The organism is Glutamicibacter ardleyensis, from assembly GCF_014644555.1.
GTDB classification, from domain to species: Bacteria; Actinomycetota; Actinomycetes; order Actinomycetales; family Micrococcaceae; genus Glutamicibacter; species Glutamicibacter bergerei.
The window spans coordinates 861,802-882,510 of record NZ_BMKX01000001.1 but is presented as its reverse complement, the minus strand read 5'-3'; the positions used below and the strand labels follow the sequence as shown (position 1 = coordinate 882,510).

Genomic DNA, 20,709 nt, shown 5'->3' with positions numbered 1-20,709 from the left:
CAAGTATTGTAGTTTGGCTATCAATCCCTAGTAAGCACTGTTAGTTAGGTGACTCATGACGATGATCTAGTGCTCGACTGCTGGGATAACCGCAGTTGTCTGCGAATTTTTAATAGAACCTTCAGTAAGGGTGTCGGAAGCGCCGTACGCACTCTTTGGCGAAGTGGCTGATGCTTAATGAACGCCAGTATTTCGGGATCTGTTTTTAGCTGACCGTCGCGCGCTCGCTGCGCAAGGATCATAAGGGATTCATTAAAAGTGTTGTCCACGCGGTGAAAATAATTTTCGCGTAGCCATGGTTTATTCGCTGGAGCAAAGTTTAACGCTTCAAGATCATCCAAGCTTCCAAGCAACCCTGAACTCTCAAAAACAACGTTGATCATTTGGGCGTTGACCCCAAAGTCCGAAAGAACCATAGTTGGTAAGCCGCGATCTAGAGACTCCAGAGCGGCCGTCGAAGAAACCGTCACCAGGGCACTTTCCTTGCTCAGGACTTCGGCCATACTGCCGGTGACAAATTGTAGATGTGTGACTTTACCTAGCGTGCCCGCGCGTACAAGTTGCTCAAAGAGTAAATCGTAGGGGTATGCCTCGAGGTGTGTCTGTGGTTCTCCGGCTCGGGCACGAAGTTTGACCAGTACCTCTAGCCCCGGGTTAAGCCTGGCAGTGCGCTCGAGCGAGATGAGAATCTGTTCTCGTTCTGCTTTGCCAAAAGGAACCTTCGCCTGCGGTGCGAAAACTAAGCGTTTAATGGTTCCCGGAACCTGAGTCGGGAATCCGGTGGAACGCAGAAAGGGAAGCTTGCTGACCATGATGGTGGGTTGATGTCCATCATCATCAAGGTTCATAAAGGAAAAGTCGCGAGCCTCGGCATGTGAATGGCAGATAAATCCGTCGCCGGGACGACGGTAGTTCCAACCCTTGCGTGTCGCCGGGAATGCAACTCCCGGAAGCGCAGAAATAAGCGCGGTACGTCGGTTATTGGCCGGCTCGGTTCGCAGGATTCGAGCGTATAACTCCGCAACGACCGGTCCCGTGGCGGCGGCGAAGACTAGATCTTCGCCAATAGTTTGCGAGTTGAACTGGTTTAACGCCAATACTTCTAGATCTGCAGGGTCAAGGTCGGTTCCTTCAAAGGCAGCCAAGATTTGTTCGTCGGTAGGCATTACCGGGGTGCGGGCTAAAACAACACGTCGATCCCAACCCGGACCAAGACGGTGCAGGAAGGTGGTGGCGAGCTTCAGATAAGAATCTGAATCCGCAACAACTAAAACTGCTGGTTTCACGGCTCTGATCACACCTTCAACGAACTGGACAGGTGATCACGTAGATCTTGCGAGGTATCGGATGTCCACCAGTGATCTGGGACCGGCTGCGCGTAGAGGCTACGAGCTTCATTGCCGAGCAATAAACGTAAGGAGGGAATAACTGTCGAGGGCAGGGCTCTGATCTCTTGTCCCGGGCGTAAGTCCCGTAAACGCATCTCGATGGGAATGGTATGTTCCTTCAGGATGACATTGGGTATCTGTCGAAGTTCGGACAGCATTTGTTCAGTTTCGCGGCGATGCGGGAAATAAGCGACGGGACCCTCCGCGGCAATGGAGCGAATCCACTGGAGGTAGGGTTCGGCATGAATAATCGAGTCGGCAGCCATGGCCGAACCGATCAATAATGTTGGTTCGGTGAAGCGTTCGGCGACGGGCTGGGTGGCCAACCATTCAAAGCGATGCTGGGCGAACTTAATTCCCAACTCTTCCATACGCTTTTTAAGCTGCACGTCCACCTGCAAAGCAGAGACGATCAGTAATCGCCCTTCTCTGGCCAGACCACGAAGTCGGTGCCACATAGCTAATCCCAGTGCATGGCGTGCGGGAGTATTCTTGGCTCGCGCGCGAACCAAAGGTGTCGGCTCTTCGCTGACCAACTGACGAATCAGTGCCAGGGTGGCCAGCCCGTCATCGATGATGACAACTTCCTTGGCTTTGACCCCGGTGAGCAGGGTGCGCTGGATCCGGCCCGAATAGGCATCGCCAGTTACATAACGCTCACGTGAAGAGTTCGGTTGTGGCGGACGTTTGGCTGCGGGCATGAAATGCAATCCTGCTGGCGAATTTTTTAGCAGTGCCCCGGTAGTTGCTTCTAAGGGCATGCCTCGCCGTGGAATGACGTAGACCTCGTCGCCTAGCAACCCTGCTGCATGTGTTTCCACGGCAGACAGCAATTGCAGGGGAGACTCAACCCATACATGGGCAGCGCCAAAGCGTGGCCGTGGCACTTCTTGAGTTTCGGGCTGGGAAATTTTCATCATCGTATCGTTCATTTTGCCAGCCGGCTCAGGACCTTGGACATTCTGTCCAAGCCCCGCGAACCGCGACGCAATGCGTGGCGGCTAGCCCCACGGACCTTTGCAGGTACCGACCGGCGCACCGGTAGGTGAGCCCAAGACGGTGGAAGTTCAAGTTTGGTGATGCGCCGACGTTTGAAGTGTGCTGAATACACACCATAGTGTTCGGAAAGAAACTGTTCGGCCGTCTGCCGCAACTGTGGAAGCTGCTTGGACTGCATGCAGTAGGAGACCGCAGCGAGCAGATTGCTGAGCATATCGATGTTTCCAGCTCGAGCAGGCACCGGCAGATCCTGCACAAAGAGACCGTGGATGATCGACAGCGGGATCCGGTTCGAATTCTCATACGGAGCCAGCAATTGCAGCATTTTGGCGGTCCCCACCGCGTGCACCGGAGTGTCGAGCACATACTTTGCGGTCACTAGCGCGGTAGAGAAACAAGAGATCACCAGCTGCGGCTGCGCGGCGAGGATGACAGTTTCTGCTAAATGATCGGTATCTAAGAGATGAAAGTCCAGTTGCAGATCCAGCGCCCGCGCCCGCAACCGTGCCGCCGAGGTGGCACTGGCCGAAGGGTGCGCCTTGAACAAAATAGTGTTCAAGCCACGGTCTTTGGCGGCCAAGAGCATCTGTTCGTGTAGTTCCAGCTCTTCCTCCGCGTCGACCAAACCCAGCGAGCCTAAATACTGCCCAAGAAGCAATGCGGCCCCCTGGGGAAGCTGCAACTCGGAGCTCTCGGCAAGCTGTGCGAAGACCACCTTTAGTGCGGTGCCCGGCAAGACCTGACGCGGGGGTTGCTGTTCGGCGAGTAACTGGGGCTCGAGCCCTGGAACCAGATCCACGTGGATGGTGCCGGCTAGGCGCTGCGCGAGTGGGACCTGGAGCTTGTTACGGGTGGGCCCGTAAGACATCAGGCCATCGGAGTGCACCCACAATGTGGCGTCGAAGAAGATTCGCGCTAGGGTACGGGCCGGGTTGACCTGGATAGATTCAACCACCAAGGTGACCCGTTCATCGCCTAAGCCCCAAGCGTTGCGTAGCAAGCGTTCAAAGATTAACAATTCGTCTTCGCGCGGGTTGAACTGGGCTGGGCGGCGTGGGGACACTAGCGCTGCCAGGTCGACAACTCGGTCAAATCTTGCGGCGAGTTCTGCAAAACCGGGAGCTTCGTCTAACGGTGTAGTCAGTTCGGGTAGCTGTGAGCCATTGGCGAGTACCAGCACATATTCATCTGCCTGCGGCAGTAGTCCAGCATCGGCCATGGCGGCCAGGGAAGCTATTTGAAAATAGCTGCTGGCCTCGACTAAAGCGATCATTTAGCGACCCCCACCTGAAGGAAGGAGAGGATATGACGACGGCGCGCAATATCCATTTCAAGTGCGACCTGTTGGGCAATATGAACGTCGATGGTGGTGAAGATCTTTCGTAGCTGCTGTTTCATTTCCAGCCGTACCTGCGGCGGATAGTTTTTGGCGCGCTTTTCGTGATGGCATACGATCGCGAAGAACTGGCGCATAGCCTTGGGAAGGTGCCTATCCGCGTCCTGATGGGCACGCACCTCTTCCAAAATCCGCGCGTAGGCAGGAATGAAACCTAGTTGCCGTTCGTCAAAAACTTGGGTGAGCGAGCCGGGCAGACCACGACGGTAGAACACCCCGGGGTAGGAAACTACCGCATAGCGACTGGTGCGCAGATGCAATTTCCACAACCAAAGCCGGTCCTCGGCGCTGTAGAGGTCTGCATCAAAGAAGTATGCGTCCACGGAGCGCATCAAGTCGGTGCGGTACATGCCGGCCCAGACGAAGGCGTAGTCCACCATCGACGGTGAGTCGATGGGTTCGATATCATCTGCCGGGTTTAGCGGCAGGCCACGCACCGCCTGCGGGGCGCGGTGCAGCACCCGGTTGGTCCCGGTCACTCGCACATGGTCGGTGCGCACAAAGTCCACGTGTAGCTCTTCTAAGGCGGAGGCTAGCGTGGCTAAATGTTCCGGGGCATACCAGTCATCCGGGTCAAGGAAGGTGAAAAATTCACCGGTTACCGCTTCAAGCCCGGCGTTGCGGGCCGCGGAGACCCCAGAGTTTGTAGGCAGGCTGACAAGTTCGAGGCGCTCGAGCTTGTGCTGGTAGCCCAGCACCAGATTCGCGGTCTGATCGGTGGAAGCATCATCAACCACCAATACCTCTAATTCCCACTTGCCCAGCTTCTGTCTGGTTAGTGAGGTGAGGGCATCACAGATGTATTCCTCCTGGTTATAGGCGGGAATCACCACTGATATACGACCGGGGATCAAACTCATGGTTCCTTCTGGGCTAGGGGAGACAAAAAATAAACGGCGGTTGGACCCAATGGCGAGTCCAACCGCCGGATGTGCTCCGTGACTAGGCGTCGACGCGACGCAGGCGGCTTAGCGGTGCCAGCTCGCCTGGGAAGACCTTCTTGACGCCGTCACCCATGGCCTGCTCGAGGATGCGAATGTCGCGGATCAGCGAGGCGAAGCCCTTTGGTTCCAGCGAGGAAGCCTGATCCGAACCCCACATGGTGCGGTCCAAGGTGATGTGGCGTTCTACGGTGACCGCGCCCAGGGCAACGGCTGCCAGCGAGATCTGCAGGCCGCGCTCGTGGCCCGAGTAGCCCACTGGGACCTGGTAACGGTCGCGCAAGGTCTCGACCATGCGCAGGTTTGCCTCTTCTGGAGGCAGTGGGTAGGTCGACGTTGCGTGCATCATGACCAGGTTGGAAGTACCTAGGGTCTCCACTGCCTTGTCGATCTGCTCGATGGTGGACATGCCGGTGGAGAGGATGATTGGCTTGCCAGTCTCGGCCAGAGCCTTGAGCAGCTCAATGTCGGTGACCGATGCGGAAGCAACCTTGTGGGTGACCGCGCCCTGTTCCTCCATGAAGTGCACCGATGGGATGTCCCATGGCGAAGCGAAAGCGTGCAGGCCCTTGGACGCGGCGTAGGAGATGAGCTCCTTGTACTGTGCCTGATCAAATTCGACGCGGTAGCGGTAGTCCAGATAGGTCATGTCGCCCCAGGGGGTGGAGCGGATCTTGTCACGCATGTCCATCGGGGTGGAGATGTCTGGGGTGCGCTTCTGGAACTTCACGGCGTTGGCGCCGGCCTCGGCCGAGACATCGATCAGCTGCTTGGCGATTTCCATGTCGCCATTGTGGTTGATGCCGATCTCGCCGATGACGTAGACCTGCTGGCCGGTGCCGAGCAGGGAATCGCCGATAGCTACTGGCTTGATTTCGGTGTTCACGGAGGTCATTGACTTGCCTTTCATTGGGAAAACTTTGATTTTCAAACTTGGGGTGCGCAGCGGGCCGTGAGGACCAGCTCCGCGAGCTCACGGACCGCGCCGTTGCCGCCGGGGCGGGTGAGGCGATGGCGTGCGGCTCGGTGTACCTCGTCGCTGGCGTCGGCAACCGTAATCGGCCAACCCACCAGCGCCATAGGTGCCAGATCATTGATGTCATTGCCGACATAGGCCACGCGGGCCGGATTGATTTCTTCGTCGGCTAACCAGCGGGCCAAATATTCGGCCTTGTTGTCGATGCCGTGGGCGACCTCGACGTTCAGTTTTGCCGCGCGGGCGGCAACCACCGGGTTACGTTCCTTGGAGAGAATCAGGAACTTCACCCCGGCCGCTCGTAGCCGGGCTACGCCCATGCCATCGGAGCGTGAGACTCGCACGGTTTCTGTCCCGTGCTCATCTACGTAGGCGGTATCCGGGGTGTGTACCCCGTCGAAGTCGGTCACTACCGCGTCAACCAGGATGGGTTCGACTTGGCGTGGCACGCGTAGCTGCGCCAACGCCAGATCCGCTTCGGTGTCGATGTCCATCCCGTGTTCTGCGGCGACTTCACAGATCCGAACCCGGCCGAAGAAACGATGTTCTGCGGCCCGAAAACCTTCGGTATTCATCGCGTAGAACGCGCCGGTTTCTAACCAGCGGGCCTCGCGATCTTGGCGGCGCGGCCGGTTCGCCGCGTCATGTCCGCTGGAGACCGCGAATCCTGCGGAGTCTGCGGTCCAGTGGAAACCGTGGTCGGCTACCGCGGCGAAGCTGACTTCGGCTTCACCGTCGCGCACCGAGGCTACGGCAGCATCCAGGTCCGCCGGATCAATCAGCGGGCTGGTGCACTGTATGAACAAGGTGATATCCGGAGTGTCGGAGACTTTGGACAAAACATCGAGAAGCACCGCTTCGCTGCTAGCCGTATCCCCGGCGATATCTGCCGGGCGGCTGATCACGGTGGCTCCGTAGGCGAGGGCCTCGGCCTTGATCTGTTCATGATCGGTGCTGACCACGACTTCGCTGACTGTCGTCGCAGAACGCGCCGCAAGGATGGCCCTGCCCACCAAGGAGATGCCCCCGATGGTGCGTAGATTCTTGAGCTTAACGCCTTTGGAACCACCCCGTGCTGGGATGATCGCTAGGACGCTGGGCTTGTCGGTTTTACTCACATTCATGAGCTTAGGAAGCCGAGTTAGCCAGTCGCCCTACAGCAGGTTAACGCAGGGTGAAGAGGAGATTTAGCTTGCTGAGAGAACCCTGAATGCCCATGTCATCGTATTTTTCTAGCGGTTTGTTTACCGCAGCGAGTCCAGCTCGGCATGTAGCAGGGCTATGTGCGCTGTAAATTTTTCGCGTTCGGCATCGCTGAAACGACGCACCTGCATATCGAGGATGGCTCGAGCCTCGTCTTCGCTGACTCCTAGGAGCTTGTGGACTGCCACGGCCGCCGCATCGGTGGAAGGGGCATCCTTAATGCACGCGAAGACTTCTTCACGATGGTCGATTCCCCGGAGGATTGCCCGAAGTATTCTGGCGCTTGCTTCCAAACTTTCACGGCGTTGGCTGTGCATAGTTGCATCCTGCCATGTACCGCCCGGTGGCGAAAGGACGAGAATAACCGAACTAGCGGACTAAATGATGCAGTGCGGTGCCCGGGCAAACTAGGCTGGAGGTCATGAGTGCCCCGAAGAAACCGAGCCAACGCGGTCCGTTGCGCATTACCGTCCCCTCGAGGGCGGATGGATTCTTGCGTCAATTCACCGCGCTGATTGGTGGCCCCTTGGGTCGTCACAGTGATCCGGGACGAGTCAGTCCGGGATTCTTCAGTGTAGAACGCGTGATGATCTTGCTGACCACTCTCGGAGCGCTACTCATGCTCTTGGCGAAGAACCCCTGCCGCGTCAACGGCTGGGGCGGTTCAAACCCCTATGTTTATGCTTGCTACTCCGACTGGGTGCCGTTGTTCGGTGCGCGCGGTTTTGCCGACAACCCCTGGGTACCTTTTAGCAGCGGGGCAGAATTTGAATACCCGGTGCTGATGAGCGCCGTGGCCTCGGCGGTGGCGGCACTGGTTCCACAGGGGCTAGAGAACCGGTCACTGCTCTACTTTGATATGAACCTGGCGATCGTGGCGATCCTCTGGGTCATCACCGTGGTGTGTACGTTGCGCATGGGCGGACGTCGCCCCTGGGATGCGGCCATCGTGGCCATCGCGCCGGGCATCATCCTCACTGCCAGCATCAACTGGGATATGTGGGCGGTGGCCCTACTTGCTATGGGCATGCTGGCCTTCGCACGCGGACATACGGTGCTCGCCGGCGTGCTCATCGGGTTGGGCGCGGCGATGAAGATCTACCCATTCTTTGTTCTTGGGGCGATCCTGGTCATCGCCATCCGAACCGGAAAGTTCAAAGTCTTCTGGACAACCGGTGCAGTCGCCGCCGCAACGTGGGTGCTGGTCAATCTGCCCTACGCCCTGGCTTACCCGGACTCCTTTAAACACTTCTTCACTTTCTCCTCCGAACGCGGTGCGGGGCTCTCAAGTTTCTGGCATGCATGGAACGCCATCGCAGCAAAAACCGACTCCATGGGCACCTTCGAAGCCGAACAAATCTCGCGCTACGGGCTGATCCTCTTCTTCCTGTGCTGCATTGGCGTTGCGGTTCTAGGCCTGATGGCTAAACGCACCCCACGTCTGGGGTCACTGGCGTTTTTGATCATTGCCTCCTTTGTCATGGTCAATAAGGTGTACTCCCCACAGTTCATTGTTTGGCTGATCCCGTTGTTCGCGTTGGCGTTGCCGCGTTGGCGATTATTTGTGGTCTGGATGATGGTCGAAGTGGCGCACTTCTACGGACTCTGGAACTATCTTGACTCGTTCTCCGCAGATAAAGATCCACATAAGGTCTTCCCGGAAATCGGCTATGTTCTCTTAGTGCTCGCACATATGATGATGCTGGCCTACGTGATGTTCCAAGTGGTTCGTTCGATCCTTGATCCGCGGCGTGACCCGATACGTGCCGTGGGACAAGAAGATCCATTGGCAGGTCCATTTGCCGGAGCCAAAGACGTATTCACCCTGCGCGGTCTTGGTAAGGGTGCAGAAAAACCAGAGGGACAAAAAGTATGACGTCGGTAGCGGTAGTAGGGGCTGGACCTAATGGACTCGCGGCGGCTGCGGTAGCCGCTCGAGCCGGGCTAAGTGTCGATGTCTACGAAGCCAACGAGACTATCGGCGGCGCCGCGCGCACACAACCGTTAGAGGGCTCGAGCGCAAAGTTTGATCTAGGCAGCGCCGTGCACCCCATGGCCATGCTTTCCACCGCGATGCACGAGCTCAACGTGCACCAACGGGTCGACTTTATCGTCCCGGAACTGTCCTTTGCTCATGTTCTAGACGAACGGACCGCCTACGCATGGCGCGACTTAGAACGCACCGGAGCCGAACTTGGTGCAGGCGACGGGCAGGCTTACACCCGGCTGCTTAGACCCCTGGTGCAACGTATCGAAGCGCTGAGCGATACCTTGCTTAACCCGCTGCTCAAGATGCCAGCCCACCCACTGACCTTAGGCCTCTTTAGTGCCTCCACGCTAGGTGGCATGGCGTTGAAAGACATATTTTCAGCCAGGTACCCGCGTGCCGCAGCGCTTTACGCGGGATGTGCCGCCCATGTGGCCGGCGGAGCGCGTGGCCCGGCCAACGCCGGGGCTGGACTCTTTCTTGCAGCAGCAGCGCACGGGCAAGGATGGGCCGTACCGCGTGGCGGCTCACAGGCTATTGCCGATGCACTTGCCGCCGAAGTCATCAGCCACGGGGGCACCATTCATACCGGACATAAGGTGTCGCATGTTGCCGAACTCCAGGCAAAAACAATCCTGCTTGATACCTCCGCAGAGGATGGCGCTAAACTAACTAGCGGAAAAATTCCTGACAAACTGGCCAAAAAGTTGGCAAAAACCCGGCGCTCGCCGGGCAGCTGTTTGGTACATTTTGTGCTCAACGAACCGATCCCTTGGAAAGATCCGGTGTTGAGCCAGACAAGCACCGTGCATCTGGGCGGTACCGCAGCACAAGTGGGCCGGGCCGAACGCGCAGCGAACCGCCGCACCAGCGAGCATCCGTATCTGATTGTCGCCCAACCATCGCTTTTTGATGATTCGCGCGCACCGGCCGGAGAACAGGTTATTTGGGCTTACTGTCATGTCCCGCTGGGATCAACAGCAGACATGAGTCGGCAGATCACCGCTCAAATCGAAGCTGCGGCTCCAGGTTTCAGCGACCTCATTAAAGAAAGTCATGTAGTTCCTGCCAGCGGACTAGAACAGCAAAATGCTGCTCTGGTCGGGGGAGATCTTTCGGGAGGAACTATGGACCTCCTCGGAAGCGTGATGCGTCCGAGATTGTCTGCGGAGCCGTGGTATTTGCAATCCAAGGGCCTGTATTTAGTTTCCGCGGCGACCCCTCCGGGACCGTCGGTGCATGGGATGGCTGGTTATCTTGGGGCCAAGGCGATGCTGCGACGCGAATATTCGATTTCTTCCTAAGCTTTAAGGACTGGCAGATGAATTCTCTTTACTCCGGTTGGCTTCCCGGCCTAGTACTTGTGGGTTTCTGGTTGTTCTTCGTGCATTCTTATCGCAAGGATCCACGCCGTTTAGGCAATGCGGTGCTACTTTTCCCCTTAGTTCTGTTGAGCATCGCCTTCTTAGCTGATCTAGTGACTGACCTAGTGCCAGGTCTTGGACTGGTATTTGTGTTGGTCTTCGCCCTGGCTCCGCTGATTTACCTGATCTTTGCCGGTGCGCTGATCTATAACGGGGTGGTGATGTGGCGCCGGGAAGGCTCCCGCGTCTCCAACCTACTTTCCTTTGCTTCCGGGGTCGCGGTTCTTGTGCTGCCGGTGGTGGCCATACTGCTGGTGGCACTGAATACCTGGTGGTCCTACACCGTAGCCTTTGTGTTGTTCATGTCCTCCGCTTTTACCGCCAGCCTTTTTGCGATGTTGCTGCTCTACGCCTGGGTGCACGGAAAGTTTCCTTCGATGGGTCAGCCTGCCGCGGTGGTGGTGCTCGGTGCACGCACCATTGATGGAAAAGTTACCCCGCTATTGCGCGGTCGACTCGATCGTGGCCTGCAGTTATACCGCGCGGCGACAGAACCTAAACCGCTCATAGTTCCCACCGGTGGGCAGGGCACCGACGAGCTGGAGCCCGAAGGCGTCAGCATGAGCCGCTACCTGAGCGAGCAGGGGATAGCTGAGGAACAGCTGTTGATTGAAGACCGGGCTAAAGACACCATAGAGAATTTGAAGTTCTCTGACACTCTGGTGCGAACCCATAGGCCGGACGGACAATTATGGGTGGTGACCAGTGATTACCATGCGCTACGCGCAGGGCTTGCAGCACGTAGTCTGGGGTTGGACGCGCGAGCGTTCGGCGGCAAAACCGCCGCGTATTACCGGCCCAGCGCGTTCTTGCGTGAATTTGTTGCCATCATGCGCGACCACCGAGTGCTGGTTGCGCTGCTCGCTTTACCCTTTGCTGCCGTGATAGTCGCGGGTTTAATGGTTCTGACTAACGCTGCGCTGTGGGTCTAAAGTCCACGACTTGTGCGCCTATAGGTGCACTTGTTGGCGCCTCAGCACGGTTGGCTCCACCTTTGGAGTGAGGGTCAAGATCAGCACTCGGGTCGGTGTTTTTGCTGACCAAGTTTTTTATGCTGGACATATGATTCAGGCACAGCAGCTAACCAAGAAATACGGTGCAAAAACCGTAGTCGACAACGTTTCGTTCACGGTCCAGCCGGGAATGGTGACCGGATTCCTCGGCCCTAACGGCGCCGGCAAATCGACCACCATGCGCATGATCGTAGGGTTGGCCAAGCCAACCGCCGGGCAGGTCGCAGTCAACGGCAATAATTTTCGCTCATCAAAGCATCCATTGACCGAGGTGGGGGCCTTGCTCGAAGCGAAATCGGTGCACAAGTCGCTTACCGCCCGCACCCACTTGCGGGCTATGGCAGCCACCGGGGGTATCTCGAGATCTCGTGTGGACGAGGCGTTGGAACTGACCGGTTTGAGCCAGTTGAACCGGAAGAAGGTCGGCGGCTTCTCACTGGGTATGGGTCAACGTCTGGGCATTGCCTCGGCGTTGCTCGGGGACCCACAGGTGTTAATCCTTGATGAACCGGTCAACGGACTGGATCCCGAGGGTGTCGCCTGGGTGCGTAACCTGGCTCGCCAGCAGGCAGCCGAGGGGAAAACGGTTTTCATCTCCTCGCACCTGATGAGCGAGATGGCGCAGACCGCCGATCACCTGATTGTTATTGGTCGTGGGCGGATCCTTGCCGATGCGCCGATCAGTGAATTTATTGATGACGGATTGCGTCAGACCATTGTGCGCTCGTCGAATCTGGATCCGTTGATGACGGTTCTCGCAGCCGATGGTGTGCAATTAACCCGACTGGATTCCACCACCTTGCGTGTGGCTGGTCCGGACTCGGAATCGATTGGACGCCGGGCTTTGGAAAACGGAATCGTGCTCAGTGAGCTCCGACCACTGCAGCGCACGCTCGAAGACGCTTACATGGAATTGACCCGCGACGAGGTCGAATACAAGTCCCAAGTTCAGCACGACGCAGTCGCCGGAGGCACCCACTAATGAGCACTCACCTCGCAACCCCAAGCACTGGCAAAGTCACCTTTGGTGGCGTGCTGCGTTCGGAATCGATTCGATTCTTTTCGCTGAATTCCACCCGTGTCCTGATCCTAGTGGCGGTTGTACTCAATATGGGTATTGCCGTGCTGGGTGTCTGGGGCGTTGGTTCTTTCGCCAGCGAAGCCCCACCGATGGCCGGGGTGCCGGATATGACGAGCCCCGAATTTACTGCGGAACTGCTGGGCTCAGGCCTAGCCTTCTCGCAGCTAATCCTCGGTGTTCTCGGTGTGCTGCTGATGAGCGGCGAATTCACCACCGGCTCGGCTGTCAGTACCTTCCTGGCAAGCCCACAACGACTGCGTGTGCTGGGAGCCAAAGCATTACTCATCACCATCCTCAGTGCGCTCGTCCAACTGATTAGTAGTGTGCTGACCTATCTGGTCTGCTTGCCGCTAGCAAAGAACTACAACATGAAGTTGGACTTCTTCGCAAGTCACTTCCAAAACGTGCTTTGGTACGGTGCGCTCGCGGTAGTCATGGCAGCCCTGATTGGTTTGGCGCTGGGAGCAATCCTGCGTAACTCCGCAGGCGGCATCACCTCTTTGGTGGCCCTGTTCTTCGTACTTCCAATCGTCACCGGACTGCTGACTATGCTGGCAGACTGGGTGCAAAATGTTGTCCAGTTCCTCCCGGACCAGCTGGGCATGTCACTGGCTTTGCCGCAGTCCTATCCAAGCGATCTTGAACTGTGGCAACAGCTAGTTGGCGTAGCCGGTTGGACGCTGATCCCGCTGATCTTAGGTGCCTGGTTGCTTAAGGCCCGCGACATCTAAAAAATTGAAACACCGGATCAAACTAGACTGGATGATATGAGCCAAACATCGCTGCAGGAGCCGGTAGTCTCCTTCGACGAGCTGGCGGCCAAGCGGATGGGTCGGGTACGTAGATACCTGCGTACCCATCCGCGTGTGGTCGTTGTGGGGACCGTAGTCATTTACTTTTTCCTGGCGTTGCCCAACACCGTCATGATGGCCTACCTGCCTAATGTGCCACCGGCCTTGTATTTGTTACTGACCGTAGCTATTGGTCTGGCACTGTTGTGGCGGCGCAAGGCTCCACTGACGGTGTTATGCGTCATCTTCGTCCTTGAGTTTGTTGGCATATTACTTGCCGGCCAAAGCGGCGGTATGGGTGGCGTGGGAATGGCCATCGTCCTGTATTCGGTGGGCACCAGTTATTCTGGACGGCGGGCGATTCCCATTGCCTTGCTTGCAGGTTGTTTCCAACTGTTAATGATGGTGCTGATGGGCTACCCGGACCTGACCGATCTGACGGTGGAATCGGACGCGGAGAATATTGATGACGCGGCGGCCTCCGGGATCCTCATCGGTATTACCGGTGGCTTCCTGATCGGTATTTATGCTGCTGCTGCGGCCATCGGCACAAATATTCGTAACGCTCGCATCCATGAGGCCGAATTGAATCACTGGGCCTCCCAAGTTTCACGGCTCGCCCAGGTCCAAGAACGAAACCGTATTGCCCGCGAAATGCATGACGTGGTGGCTCACTCACTGTCGGTGATGATCGCTTTGTCTGAGGGTGCCCGTGTGGTGGGACGACGCGACCAAGAACGTTCCGAACAGGTACTCAAGGAACTATCGGGGACCGGACGTGCGGCCCTGTCTGATATGCGACGTATGCTCGGGGTACTACGGCAAAGCGAAACCGAAGAACTTGAACTGAAACCTACCGGCGGTAGCTTGGATCAGATGCTCGAGGGATTCCGTGTGGCAGGTTTGCCACTGACCTTTACGTATACCGGTGAGCCGCTTCCAGAAGATACAACTTTTCAGTTGACGGTCTTCCGCATCATCCAAGAATCTCTGACTAATTCATTGCGCTACGCTCACAATGTCAGCGATGTGCAGGTGCGTATGGAACGTTGTTCCAGCCAGGTGCGAATCGAAATTATCGATGACGGTGACGCAACCAGGGTACCGAGCGTGGGCACCGGCCAAGGACTACGTGGCATGCGTGAACGGGTTGCCCTCTTTGGCGGAACGGTGAACGCCGGCCCAGTGGCCCAAGGTGGCTGGATCGTGAAAGCTACCCTGCAAATGCCAGAACATTCCAACGAACATTTAGCCATCAAGGAGTAGCTCATGGAAGAAATTATCAAGGTGTTGCTGGTTGATGACCAGCCACTGCTACGCATGGGCTTCCGACTAATTCTTGAGGGCGAAAACGATATGCACATCGTGGGTGAGGCCGCCGATGGGTTAGAAGCACTCACGCAGACCGCGGCCTTGGCTCCAGACGTCGTGCTCATGGACGTGCGCATGCCAAAAATGGATGGGCTGGAGGCGACCGAACGGATCGCTAAACAGTACCCGGATACGAAGATCATCATCCTGACGACCTTTGACCTAGACGAGTACGCCTTTTCTGGATTGCAGGCAGGTGCCAGTGCCTTCCTACTCAAAGATGTTGCACCCGAAGAACTTGTCTCCGCGGTGCGCCTAGTAGCCTCGGGTGACGCGGTGGTAGCACCGCGCGTGACAGCCCGACTGTTGGAAACCTATGTGCGCCACGGTGCCAAGGGACATCCCGCAAAGACTGCCGACCCCCCGGAACGCGATCCACTGCTTGATGACCTGACTCCGCGCGAACAGGAAGTTCTGCGGGCCTTGTCCGAAGGACTATCAAATGCCGAAATTGCGCACCGATTTTTCCTCTCCGAGGCAACTGTTAAAACCCATGTTCGCCGGATTCTGACAAAGCTGCACTTACGTGATCGAGTGCAGGCAGTGGTTTATGCCTACGAAACCGGGCTGGTCATCCCATCGCAGGGCCTGGACTTCTAGACTTTAAACAAGAAACGCTGCTGACCGGCCTTCATCGGGTCCGGGCAGCAGCGTTCATACTTTAACGACGCTTCTGTGCCTTGCGGTCTTTTCGTGCAGTGGCGCGTAACTGAATCACGCGGGCGGCACCGACTGCCGCGATCAACAGGCCGCCGGCAACCGCTGCGATAAACAGGGCCAGACCAAGATTTACCTGACCTTCATAGGTAAAGTAGCGCAGCGTCACCTGGTCCTGGTTCTGCGCAATAAAAATGATCAGCAGCACCAGAACAATAAGTCCCAGAACGGACGCAGTCCAGATCCGACCTAGTTTGGTCGCTGGTAACTTGGACTCTGGTTCGGGCGGCGGGGTCTGGGACTTAGTTGGCTTCTCAAGCGGTGCGGTAACTGGCTTGACGCTGGTAGCACCGTCTGGATCTGACGTTGCTTCGTGTCCAACCGGGAGTTCGTCTGGTGTGTGAGGAGTCGATGCCATGATTTCACTCGTTTCCTAGTTGGCTACTTTCTGTCAGCATGCTTGTAAATGTCCTACTACGTCAAGCTCGACACTCAGAAGCTTCGTTGATGAGACATTTTAAGTTCAAAGCGGAGACGATTGCACCCCTTAAAGGCCGAAAAATACTAAGCTGGGAAAAGCTCGGCAGTTCAGGCCGACACAGCAACCTGATGAAAGAAGTGAGCACCCAGTTATGGCACAAGCCGCAGCAATGGCACACATTGCAGACCTGGCCGAGTACGTAGCGACCTCCCCTTCCAGCTTCCACGCGGTGGCGAGCGCCGCCAAACGCTTGGACGCCGAGGGATTCACCGCCTTGGATGAAAGCGCAGCATGGAATTTGAGCTCAGGCTCTTACTATGTTGTGCGAGATGGTGCGATCATCGCTTGGGTGCAACCCGAAGGCGCGACAGCAACCAGTGGGTTTCACATTCTTGGAGCCCATACCGACTCACCTGGCTTTAAACTTAAGCCAAAGCCGACAACCGGATCTAACGGTTGGTGGCAGGCAGGCGTCGAGGTATACGGCGGACCGCTGCTCAACTCCTGGTTAGACCGAGAACTAGTGCTCGCAGGCCGTCTGGTCTTGCGTGACGGATCGGTTCACCTGGCTCAGACCGAACCGCTGCTGCGTATTCCACAACTGGCTATTCACCTTGATCGTCAGGTTAACGACGGCCTGACCCTCGACAAGCAGACTCACACCAACCCAATCTTCGGAGCCGGTGATCTGGCTGATGCCGACATTTTGGGTATTTTGGCGGCCTCCGCTGGTGTTGATCCGACGCAGGTCGCAGGCTACGACGTGCTGACTGCCCCGGCCCAACGCGGAGAGGTCTTCGGCCATGGCAAGGACTTCTTTGCCAGCTCGCGGCTGGATAACCTCACCAGCGTGCACGCAGGGCTAATTGCCCTGACTAATCATTCGCGCACCCCATCGGGGCAGCGCATCGCGATGCTCGCGGCCTTTGACCACGAAGAAATCGGTTCGGCTTCACGCTCCGGTGCTAGTGGACCATTCTTGGAAGAGATCTTGGGACGAATCCAGGCATCCTTCGGTGCTAGTACGGAGGACAACGCTCGTGCGATGGCCGCCTCCGTATGCCTCTCGGCTGATGCTGGACACGCGGTACACCCGAACTATCCGGAACGTCACGATCCGGCTAACCGCCCACAGCTCAACGGCGGACCGTTGCTGAAGATCAACGCGAACCAACGATACGCAACCGACGCGGTAGGTGCTGCAGCTTTTGCGAACTGGTGCGAGAACGCAGGGGTTCCATACCAAGAATTTGTTTCGAACAACCAGGTTCCTTGTGGTTCAACCATCGGCCCGCTGACCGCTACCCGTTTGGGTATCCGTACGTTGGATGTCGGCGTCGCGTTGTTATCGATGCACTCGGCTCGCGAGATGTGCGGTGTGGATGATCCTTGGTACCTCTCCAAGGTATCCCGCGAGTTCTTCGGAGAATAAGCGTCACGAAAAGCCGAAAGGAGCCCAGAAGCTTTTGAACCTGGGCTCCTAAAGTTTCGGAACTTAAGACGACTAGCGGAACTACACGTACAAAAGTATTACTCGGCTTGTCGAAGTTCTGGATGGCATAATCGCTTGCATGTCGATCTTCAATCAGGACGTTCTCGTTTTTCAGCAGACTAAGAATATTTCGAAAAATGATTTTGCCATCTTAGATGGTTCCGGTGGGCAAGTTGCCCATGTTGAAACCGGAGGAAGTGCGCTCGGACGTATGTTTGCTGGCGCGCGGCAACTGACAGTATTTGACGGACCGGACAATCCGGTCGTTCAGGTCAAGGACACCATGACTATGGGTCGCGACCGTTTTGAAATTCTAGACGGGCAGAGCGTTCCGTTGGCGAGTCTGGTCAAGCGCGTTACTTTCTTCAAGACACGAGTCACCATTTCCATGCAGGGCGAAGAGCTGGATTTGCTCGGTAGCGTATGGGACTTTAATTTCCAGATCACCGGTTCCACCGGAGAGATGGCCAGCGTTACCCGTGAGTGGTCGGGGATGGGCAATGCGTTATTAGGTAAGTCCACCTACGCACTGCAGATCGCTTCCCATCTAAATGTTGGGCAACGTCAGGCGGTCATCGGATCGGTACTCGCTTTGGATCTAATCCGGGAGAAACAAAACCGTAGCTCGTAGAGTCACTCTCTGAGAACCAAGGAACATGCCTTCGAGGGCATATGTCTTTCTTGTCCGGTAAATAGACTGAAAACCCCGTAAAGTCAAAGGTGTCGGCTTGTTGTCGGGTGAGTGTCGGGGTCATGTCGTGGTGCTTACGTGTCTGCCGCCAGTAGTGTCACTTGCATGAATGAATCACGGATTGCAGAACTTCGCCGCGCTAAAGGTTGGACGCAAGAACGTCTGGCTACGGAAAGCGGCATCACTGTTAGAACTGTTCAGCGGCTCGAAGCCGGCAGCGATGCCAGCTTGGAAACAATCTCGCTGATCGCTAAGGCGTTGGACGTGCAGGTTGGTGAACTTTTTATCAGCGTGCAGACCCCACACTTCTCAGAAGCCGTCGACGGATTAGAAACTCGTACACGAGTTGATCAAGAGCGTCGAGATTCTGCCACCCAGGGAATAGTCCTAATCTTTCGAGGGCTGGGAATACTGGTCACTTTCGCAACCCTGATTCTCGCCACGGTTGGACAATTCGGCTGGTACATCTGGTTGCTCATACCTGTCTATTGGGGAGTGGGCCGGTTACTGCTCGAAGTGGTCTTCCGATTGCGCATAGATCCCAAATTTGATGCCAAATATCCGCTCTCCTCGGCAAATAGAAAACTTTTGGGATAGTTCTATTCAGGTATTCCTCGTGGCACATGTCGGATACCCACGAGTTTCCCACTTGTAGTTTTGCTTGCGGATGCCCGGTGATTACCTGCTGTTCACCGGGAACTGGTCTGATCAAAGAACATGAGTTCAGCACCGGCAAACATCAAAAATTTCAGGCCCGAAATTCAGGCGCTACGCGCCTTAGCGGTCCTGCTGGTGGTTGCTTACCATTTAGAGCCAGGTGTGCTCCCAGGTGGGTATATCGGCGTGGATATCTTCTTCGTCATTTCCGGTTTTCTGATCACCTCACATTTACTGCGCGAAGCACAACGCACCGGAACGGTGAATCTTGCCTCGTTCTTTGCCGGCCGAGCACGCAGAATCTTGCCCGCCGCGATGCTGGTCATTGTTGTTGTGATTGTTGCCGGACTACTGATTCTGCCTAAGACTCTGTGGGGGACTCTGGGGATTCAAGCGCTCGCCTCCGCCTTTTCCGTGCAGAACTGGGTGCTCGCAGCTGATGCGGTTGATTATCTGGCCGCCGAAGAAGCCGCCGGTCCACTTCAGCATTTCTGGTCACTCGGAGTCGAAGAACAGTTTTACCTTTTCTGGCCATTGATAGTGCTCGTCGTCTGTGTGCTGGTTAAGCAAAATTTTCCGGGCCCACGAACTGACCGGTTTGCTTCCCGACGGCGGGTCATATTTCTCAGCTTTATGATTATCGCGCTGATCTCTTTGGGCTACTCGATCTACACGGGATACTCCGGTGATGCTGCCGGATATTTCATCACCACCACCCGCATCTGGGAGTTAGCCGTTGGCGGACTGCTCGCTGTACTGATGGATGCACACGCAAACGGATCTTTCACCCTTCCCCGATGGACCAGTTCGGCGGCTGTGCGAAATACTCTGGTGCTCATTTCCTTGGTCTCGATTCTGGGCGCTGCGCTGACCTATGATGCGCAGACGGTGTTCCCCGGAATTGCCGCAGCCCTACCGGTGCTCAGCTGTGTGGCAATTATTATTGCGGGCAATACTCGTGGGCTTGGTTCTTTGCACTTACTGGTTCAGTGGAAACCGGTGCAATGGATCGGCTTGGCTTCCTACTCGCTCTATCTCTGGCATTGGCCACTGATCGTCTTTGTCACCCATCTTCTGGGTCATGATCCAAACCCGATTCAAACGCTGGCCCTGTTGGCTGGGTCGTTGCTCTTGGCCTGGGCGAGCTTGAAGTTTGTTGAGTCGCCGGCACGGCAATTTAAGCCGTTAGCCGGCTCGGCGAAGCTTTCGCTGGTTGCCGGTGCAGCAGCGGTTGCAGTAGTGGCAGGAACTGCACTCATACCTGGTATCGCGCAACGAGAAAGCATCGAAAAGGATCAGCAGGCAGTCGCCCAGCTAATCCAGGATCCACCGGCAGGTTTTGGTGCCGCTTCGGTGGGCTCCGGAGCTCCGGCATACCTTCCGGAGACCACGCAGATCATCCCGGTGCCTGCCACGGCCGAGGATGATCAACCGGATTTGGGTGAGTGTGTCCAGGATCCGCAATCAACGCAGATCAAAGAATGCGAATTCGGGAGCAAAAACGCCAGCTTCACGGTGGCGCTGGTCGGCGACTCCCACGCAGCTCACTGGTTCGAAGCGTTAGCCGAACATGCCAAAGAGCGGGGCTGGAAAGTTGTCACGTACTTGAAGAACTCTTGTCCGTTTAGCGCTACGGAACGCACCGCAGAACGCGACGGGGGCATCAACTGCGCCGAAGCCAACAAGCAGACTCTGGAGAGGCTTAAAAGCAGGGACGATATAAACGCGGTGGTTGCCGCGAACTGGGCCGGAGCCAGCTTTGTGGCAGACGCTGCGCAAGGTTATGCGCAGCAGTGGAGCAAACTAGAAGATGCCGGTTTGCCAGTGTATGCGGTGGTTGATACTCCGCGGCCGCCCAAGGATGAATATGCCCGTGATTGCGTGGAAGAACATTCGGCAGAGCCCGAGGCTTGCAGCTTCGATAAAGCGGTAGCTTTCGAATCGGGGGACGTCACCAAGCAGGCGGCGAAACACGAGCCCCGGGTGAAGGTCTTGGATTTCAGTGATCAATTTTGTATCGACGAGCGCTGTCCGTCGGTGATAGGCAATGTGCTGGTCTACCGGGATAAGCACCACATCTCCGATACCTACATGCGCACTCTGGCCACAGTGTTTGGGGAACGTCTTGAATCGGCGATGAATGCTCAATGAAATTCAGTGC

General features: G+C 56.6%; 19 protein-coding genes. 11 read left to right on the top strand and 8 right to left on the bottom strand.

The window, feature by feature from the left end; genetic code table 11:
* Window positions 1-53 precede the first annotated feature (53 nt).
* From IEX04_RS03965 to IEX04_RS03935, 7 genes are all read right to left on the bottom strand, one after another.
* Complete coding sequence (locus IEX04_RS03965; RefSeq protein ID WP_229676982.1) at window positions 54-1,286, bottom strand: DUF6716 putative glycosyltransferase; 1,233 nt, start codon at window positions 1,284-1,286, stop codon at window positions 54-56.
* A gap of 8 nt (window positions 1,287-1,294) precedes the next feature.
* Window positions 1,295-2,308 (bottom strand): hypothetical protein, encoded by a 1,014-nt coding sequence (locus tag IEX04_RS03960; protein WP_229676981.1) that lies wholly within the window; start codon window positions 2,306-2,308, stop codon window positions 1,295-1,297.
* A gap of 8 nt (window positions 2,309-2,316) precedes the next feature.
* On the bottom strand, window positions 2,317-3,660 hold the full coding sequence (locus IEX04_RS03955; RefSeq protein WP_188683882.1) for a polysialyltransferase family glycosyltransferase: 1,344 nt from the start codon (window positions 3,658-3,660) through the stop codon (window positions 2,317-2,319).
* Complete coding sequence (locus IEX04_RS03950; RefSeq protein WP_096255115.1) at window positions 3,657-4,643, bottom strand: glycosyltransferase family 2 protein; 987 nt, start codon at window positions 4,641-4,643, stop codon at window positions 3,657-3,659. The genes IEX04_RS03955 and IEX04_RS03950 overlap by 4 nt, the downstream gene beginning before the upstream one ends.
* Before the next feature lie 82 nt (window positions 4,644-4,725).
* Complete coding sequence (locus IEX04_RS03945) at window positions 4,726-5,619, bottom strand: N-acetylneuraminate synthase family protein (protein ID WP_096255117.1); 894 nt, start codon at window positions 5,617-5,619, stop codon at window positions 4,726-4,728.
* Between the two features lie 32 nt (window positions 5,620-5,651).
* Window positions 5,652-6,824 carry an acylneuraminate cytidylyltransferase gene (locus tag IEX04_RS03940; RefSeq protein WP_096255119.1) on the bottom strand — a complete coding sequence of 391 codons (1,173 nt, stop codon included), beginning with the start codon at window positions 6,822-6,824 and terminating at the stop codon, window positions 5,652-5,654.
* Window positions 6,825-6,944: 120 nt separating this feature from the next.
* Complete coding sequence (locus tag IEX04_RS03935) at window positions 6,945-7,220, bottom strand: hypothetical protein (protein WP_188683880.1); 276 nt, start codon at window positions 7,218-7,220, stop codon at window positions 6,945-6,947.
* A gap of 104 nt (window positions 7,221-7,324) precedes the next feature.
* On the opposite strand from IEX04_RS03935, the gene IEX04_RS03930 reads away from it, so the two are divergent.
* The 7 genes from IEX04_RS03930 (at window position 7,325) to IEX04_RS03900 (ending at window position 15,170) form a co-directional block, all read left to right on the top strand.
* The gene (locus tag IEX04_RS03930) at window positions 7,325-8,779 is read left to right on the top strand and encodes a glycosyltransferase family 87 protein (RefSeq protein ID WP_188683878.1); all 1,455 of its coding nucleotides are present in this window, start codon (window positions 7,325-7,327) and stop codon (window positions 8,777-8,779) included.
* Window positions 8,776-10,194 carry a phytoene desaturase family protein gene (locus IEX04_RS03925; protein ID WP_188683876.1) on the top strand — a complete coding sequence of 473 codons (1,419 nt, stop codon included), beginning with the start codon at window positions 8,776-8,778 and terminating at the stop codon, window positions 10,192-10,194. Before IEX04_RS03930 ends, IEX04_RS03925 begins: the two co-directional genes overlap by 4 nt.
* 17 nt (window positions 10,195-10,211) lie before the next feature.
* On the top strand, window positions 10,212-11,246 hold the full coding sequence (locus IEX04_RS03920; protein WP_188683874.1) for a YdcF family protein: 1,035 nt from the start codon (window positions 10,212-10,214) through the stop codon (window positions 11,244-11,246).
* 130 nt (window positions 11,247-11,376) lie between these two features.
* Entirely contained in the window at window positions 11,377-12,309 is a 933-nt protein-coding gene (locus IEX04_RS03915) for an ABC transporter ATP-binding protein (RefSeq protein ID WP_188683872.1), read from the top strand.
* Window positions 12,309-13,139: an ABC transporter gene (locus IEX04_RS03910; protein WP_096255131.1), complete on the top strand. Its 831-nt coding sequence runs from the start codon at window positions 12,309-12,311 to the stop codon at window positions 13,137-13,139. Before IEX04_RS03915 ends, IEX04_RS03910 begins: the two co-directional genes overlap by 1 nt.
* A gap of 36 nt (window positions 13,140-13,175) precedes the next feature.
* Window positions 13,176-14,465 carry a sensor histidine kinase gene (locus IEX04_RS03905; RefSeq protein WP_096255133.1) on the top strand — a complete coding sequence of 430 codons (1,290 nt, stop codon included), beginning with the start codon at window positions 13,176-13,178 and terminating at the stop codon, window positions 14,463-14,465.
* Between the two features lie 3 nt (window positions 14,466-14,468).
* Window positions 14,469-15,170 (top strand): response regulator, encoded by a 702-nt coding sequence (locus IEX04_RS03900; protein ID WP_096255135.1) that lies wholly within the window; start codon window positions 14,469-14,471, stop codon window positions 15,168-15,170.
* Between the two features lie 61 nt (window positions 15,171-15,231).
* Here IEX04_RS03900 and IEX04_RS03895 read toward each other — a convergent pair whose 3' ends face one another.
* The gene (locus IEX04_RS03895; RefSeq protein ID WP_096255137.1) at window positions 15,232-15,645 is read right to left on the bottom strand and encodes a LapA family protein; all 414 of its coding nucleotides are present in this window, start codon (window positions 15,643-15,645) and stop codon (window positions 15,232-15,234) included.
* Between the two features lie 214 nt (window positions 15,646-15,859).
* Here IEX04_RS03895 and IEX04_RS03890 point away from each other — a divergent pair, with 214 nt between their 5' ends.
* The 4 genes from IEX04_RS03890 to IEX04_RS03875 all read left to right on the top strand — a co-directional run bounded on the left by IEX04_RS03890 (window position 15,860) and on the right by IEX04_RS03875 (window position 20,699).
* A complete protein-coding gene (locus IEX04_RS03890; protein ID WP_188683870.1) occupies window positions 15,860-17,140 on the top strand; it encodes a M18 family aminopeptidase in 1,281 nt (426 codons plus the stop codon).
* A 139-nt stretch (window positions 17,141-17,279) separates the two neighbouring features.
* Window positions 17,280-17,831 (top strand): LURP-one-related/scramblase family protein, encoded by a 552-nt coding sequence (locus tag IEX04_RS03885; RefSeq protein WP_096255141.1) that lies wholly within the window; start codon window positions 17,280-17,282, stop codon window positions 17,829-17,831.
* Between the two features lie 165 nt (window positions 17,832-17,996).
* Window positions 17,997-18,488: a type II toxin-antitoxin system RelB family anti-toxin gene (relB, locus tag IEX04_RS03880; protein ID WP_188683868.1), complete on the top strand. Its 492-nt coding sequence runs from the start codon at window positions 17,997-17,999 to the stop codon at window positions 18,486-18,488.
* A 120-nt stretch (window positions 18,489-18,608) separates the two neighbouring features.
* On the top strand, window positions 18,609-20,699 hold the full coding sequence (locus tag IEX04_RS03875; RefSeq protein WP_188683866.1) for an acyltransferase family protein: 2,091 nt from the start codon (window positions 18,609-18,611) through the stop codon (window positions 20,697-20,699).
* The last annotated feature ends 10 nt before the right edge of the window (window positions 20,700-20,709 follow it).

What these genes read in the sequence shown, in the direction of transcription:
- IEX04_RS03950 (WP_096255115.1), bottom strand. Translation starts at nt 4,643, where the DNA reads ATGAGTTTGATCCCCGGTCGTATATCAGTGGTGATTCCCGCCTATAAC.
- IEX04_RS03935 (WP_188683880.1), bottom strand. Translation starts at nt 7,220, where the DNA reads ATGCACAGCCAACGCCGTGAAAGTTTGGAAGCAAGCGCCAGAATACTT.
- IEX04_RS03885 (WP_096255141.1), top strand. Translation starts at nt 17,280, where the DNA reads ATGTCGATCTTCAATCAGGACGTTCTCGTTTTTCAGCAGACTAAGAAT.
- IEX04_RS03920 (WP_188683874.1), top strand. Translation starts at nt 10,212, where the DNA reads ATGAATTCTCTTTACTCCGGTTGGCTTCCCGGCCTAGTACTTGTGGGT.
- IEX04_RS03890 (WP_188683870.1), top strand. Translation starts at nt 15,860, where the DNA reads ATGGCACAAGCCGCAGCAATGGCACACATTGCAGACCTGGCCGAGTAC.
- IEX04_RS03875 (WP_188683866.1), top strand. Translation starts at nt 18,609, where the DNA reads ATGAGTTCAGCACCGGCAAACATCAAAAATTTCAGGCCCGAAATTCAG.
- IEX04_RS03900 (WP_096255135.1), top strand. Translation starts at nt 14,469, where the DNA reads ATGGAAGAAATTATCAAGGTGTTGCTGGTTGATGACCAGCCACTGCTA.
- IEX04_RS03945 (WP_096255117.1), bottom strand. Translation starts at nt 5,619, where the DNA reads ATGACCTCCGTGAACACCGAAATCAAGCCAGTAGCTATCGGCGATTCC.
- IEX04_RS03940 (WP_096255119.1), bottom strand. Translation starts at nt 6,824, where the DNA reads ATGAATGTGAGTAAAACCGACAAGCCCAGCGTCCTAGCGATCATCCCA.
- IEX04_RS03905 (WP_096255133.1), top strand. Translation starts at nt 13,176, where the DNA reads ATGAGCCAAACATCGCTGCAGGAGCCGGTAGTCTCCTTCGACGAGCTG.
- IEX04_RS03910 (WP_096255131.1), top strand. Translation starts at nt 12,309, where the DNA reads ATGAGCACTCACCTCGCAACCCCAAGCACTGGCAAAGTCACCTTTGGT.
- IEX04_RS03960 (WP_229676981.1), bottom strand. Translation starts at nt 2,308, where the DNA reads ATGATGAAAATTTCCCAGCCCGAAACTCAAGAAGTGCCACGGCCACGC.
- IEX04_RS03930 (WP_188683878.1), top strand. Translation starts at nt 7,325, where the DNA reads ATGAGTGCCCCGAAGAAACCGAGCCAACGCGGTCCGTTGCGCATTACC.
- relB (WP_188683868.1), top strand. Translation starts at nt 17,997, where the DNA reads ATGAATGAATCACGGATTGCAGAACTTCGCCGCGCTAAAGGTTGGACG.
- IEX04_RS03955 (WP_188683882.1), bottom strand. Translation starts at nt 3,660, where the DNA reads ATGATCGCTTTAGTCGAGGCCAGCAGCTATTTTCAAATAGCTTCCCTG.
- IEX04_RS03895 (WP_096255137.1), bottom strand. Translation starts at nt 15,645, where the DNA reads ATGGCATCGACTCCTCACACACCAGACGAACTCCCGGTTGGACACGAA.
- IEX04_RS03915 (WP_188683872.1), top strand. Translation starts at nt 11,377, where the DNA reads ATGATTCAGGCACAGCAGCTAACCAAGAAATACGGTGCAAAAACCGTA.
- IEX04_RS03925 (WP_188683876.1), top strand. Translation starts at nt 8,776, where the DNA reads ATGACGTCGGTAGCGGTAGTAGGGGCTGGACCTAATGGACTCGCGGCG.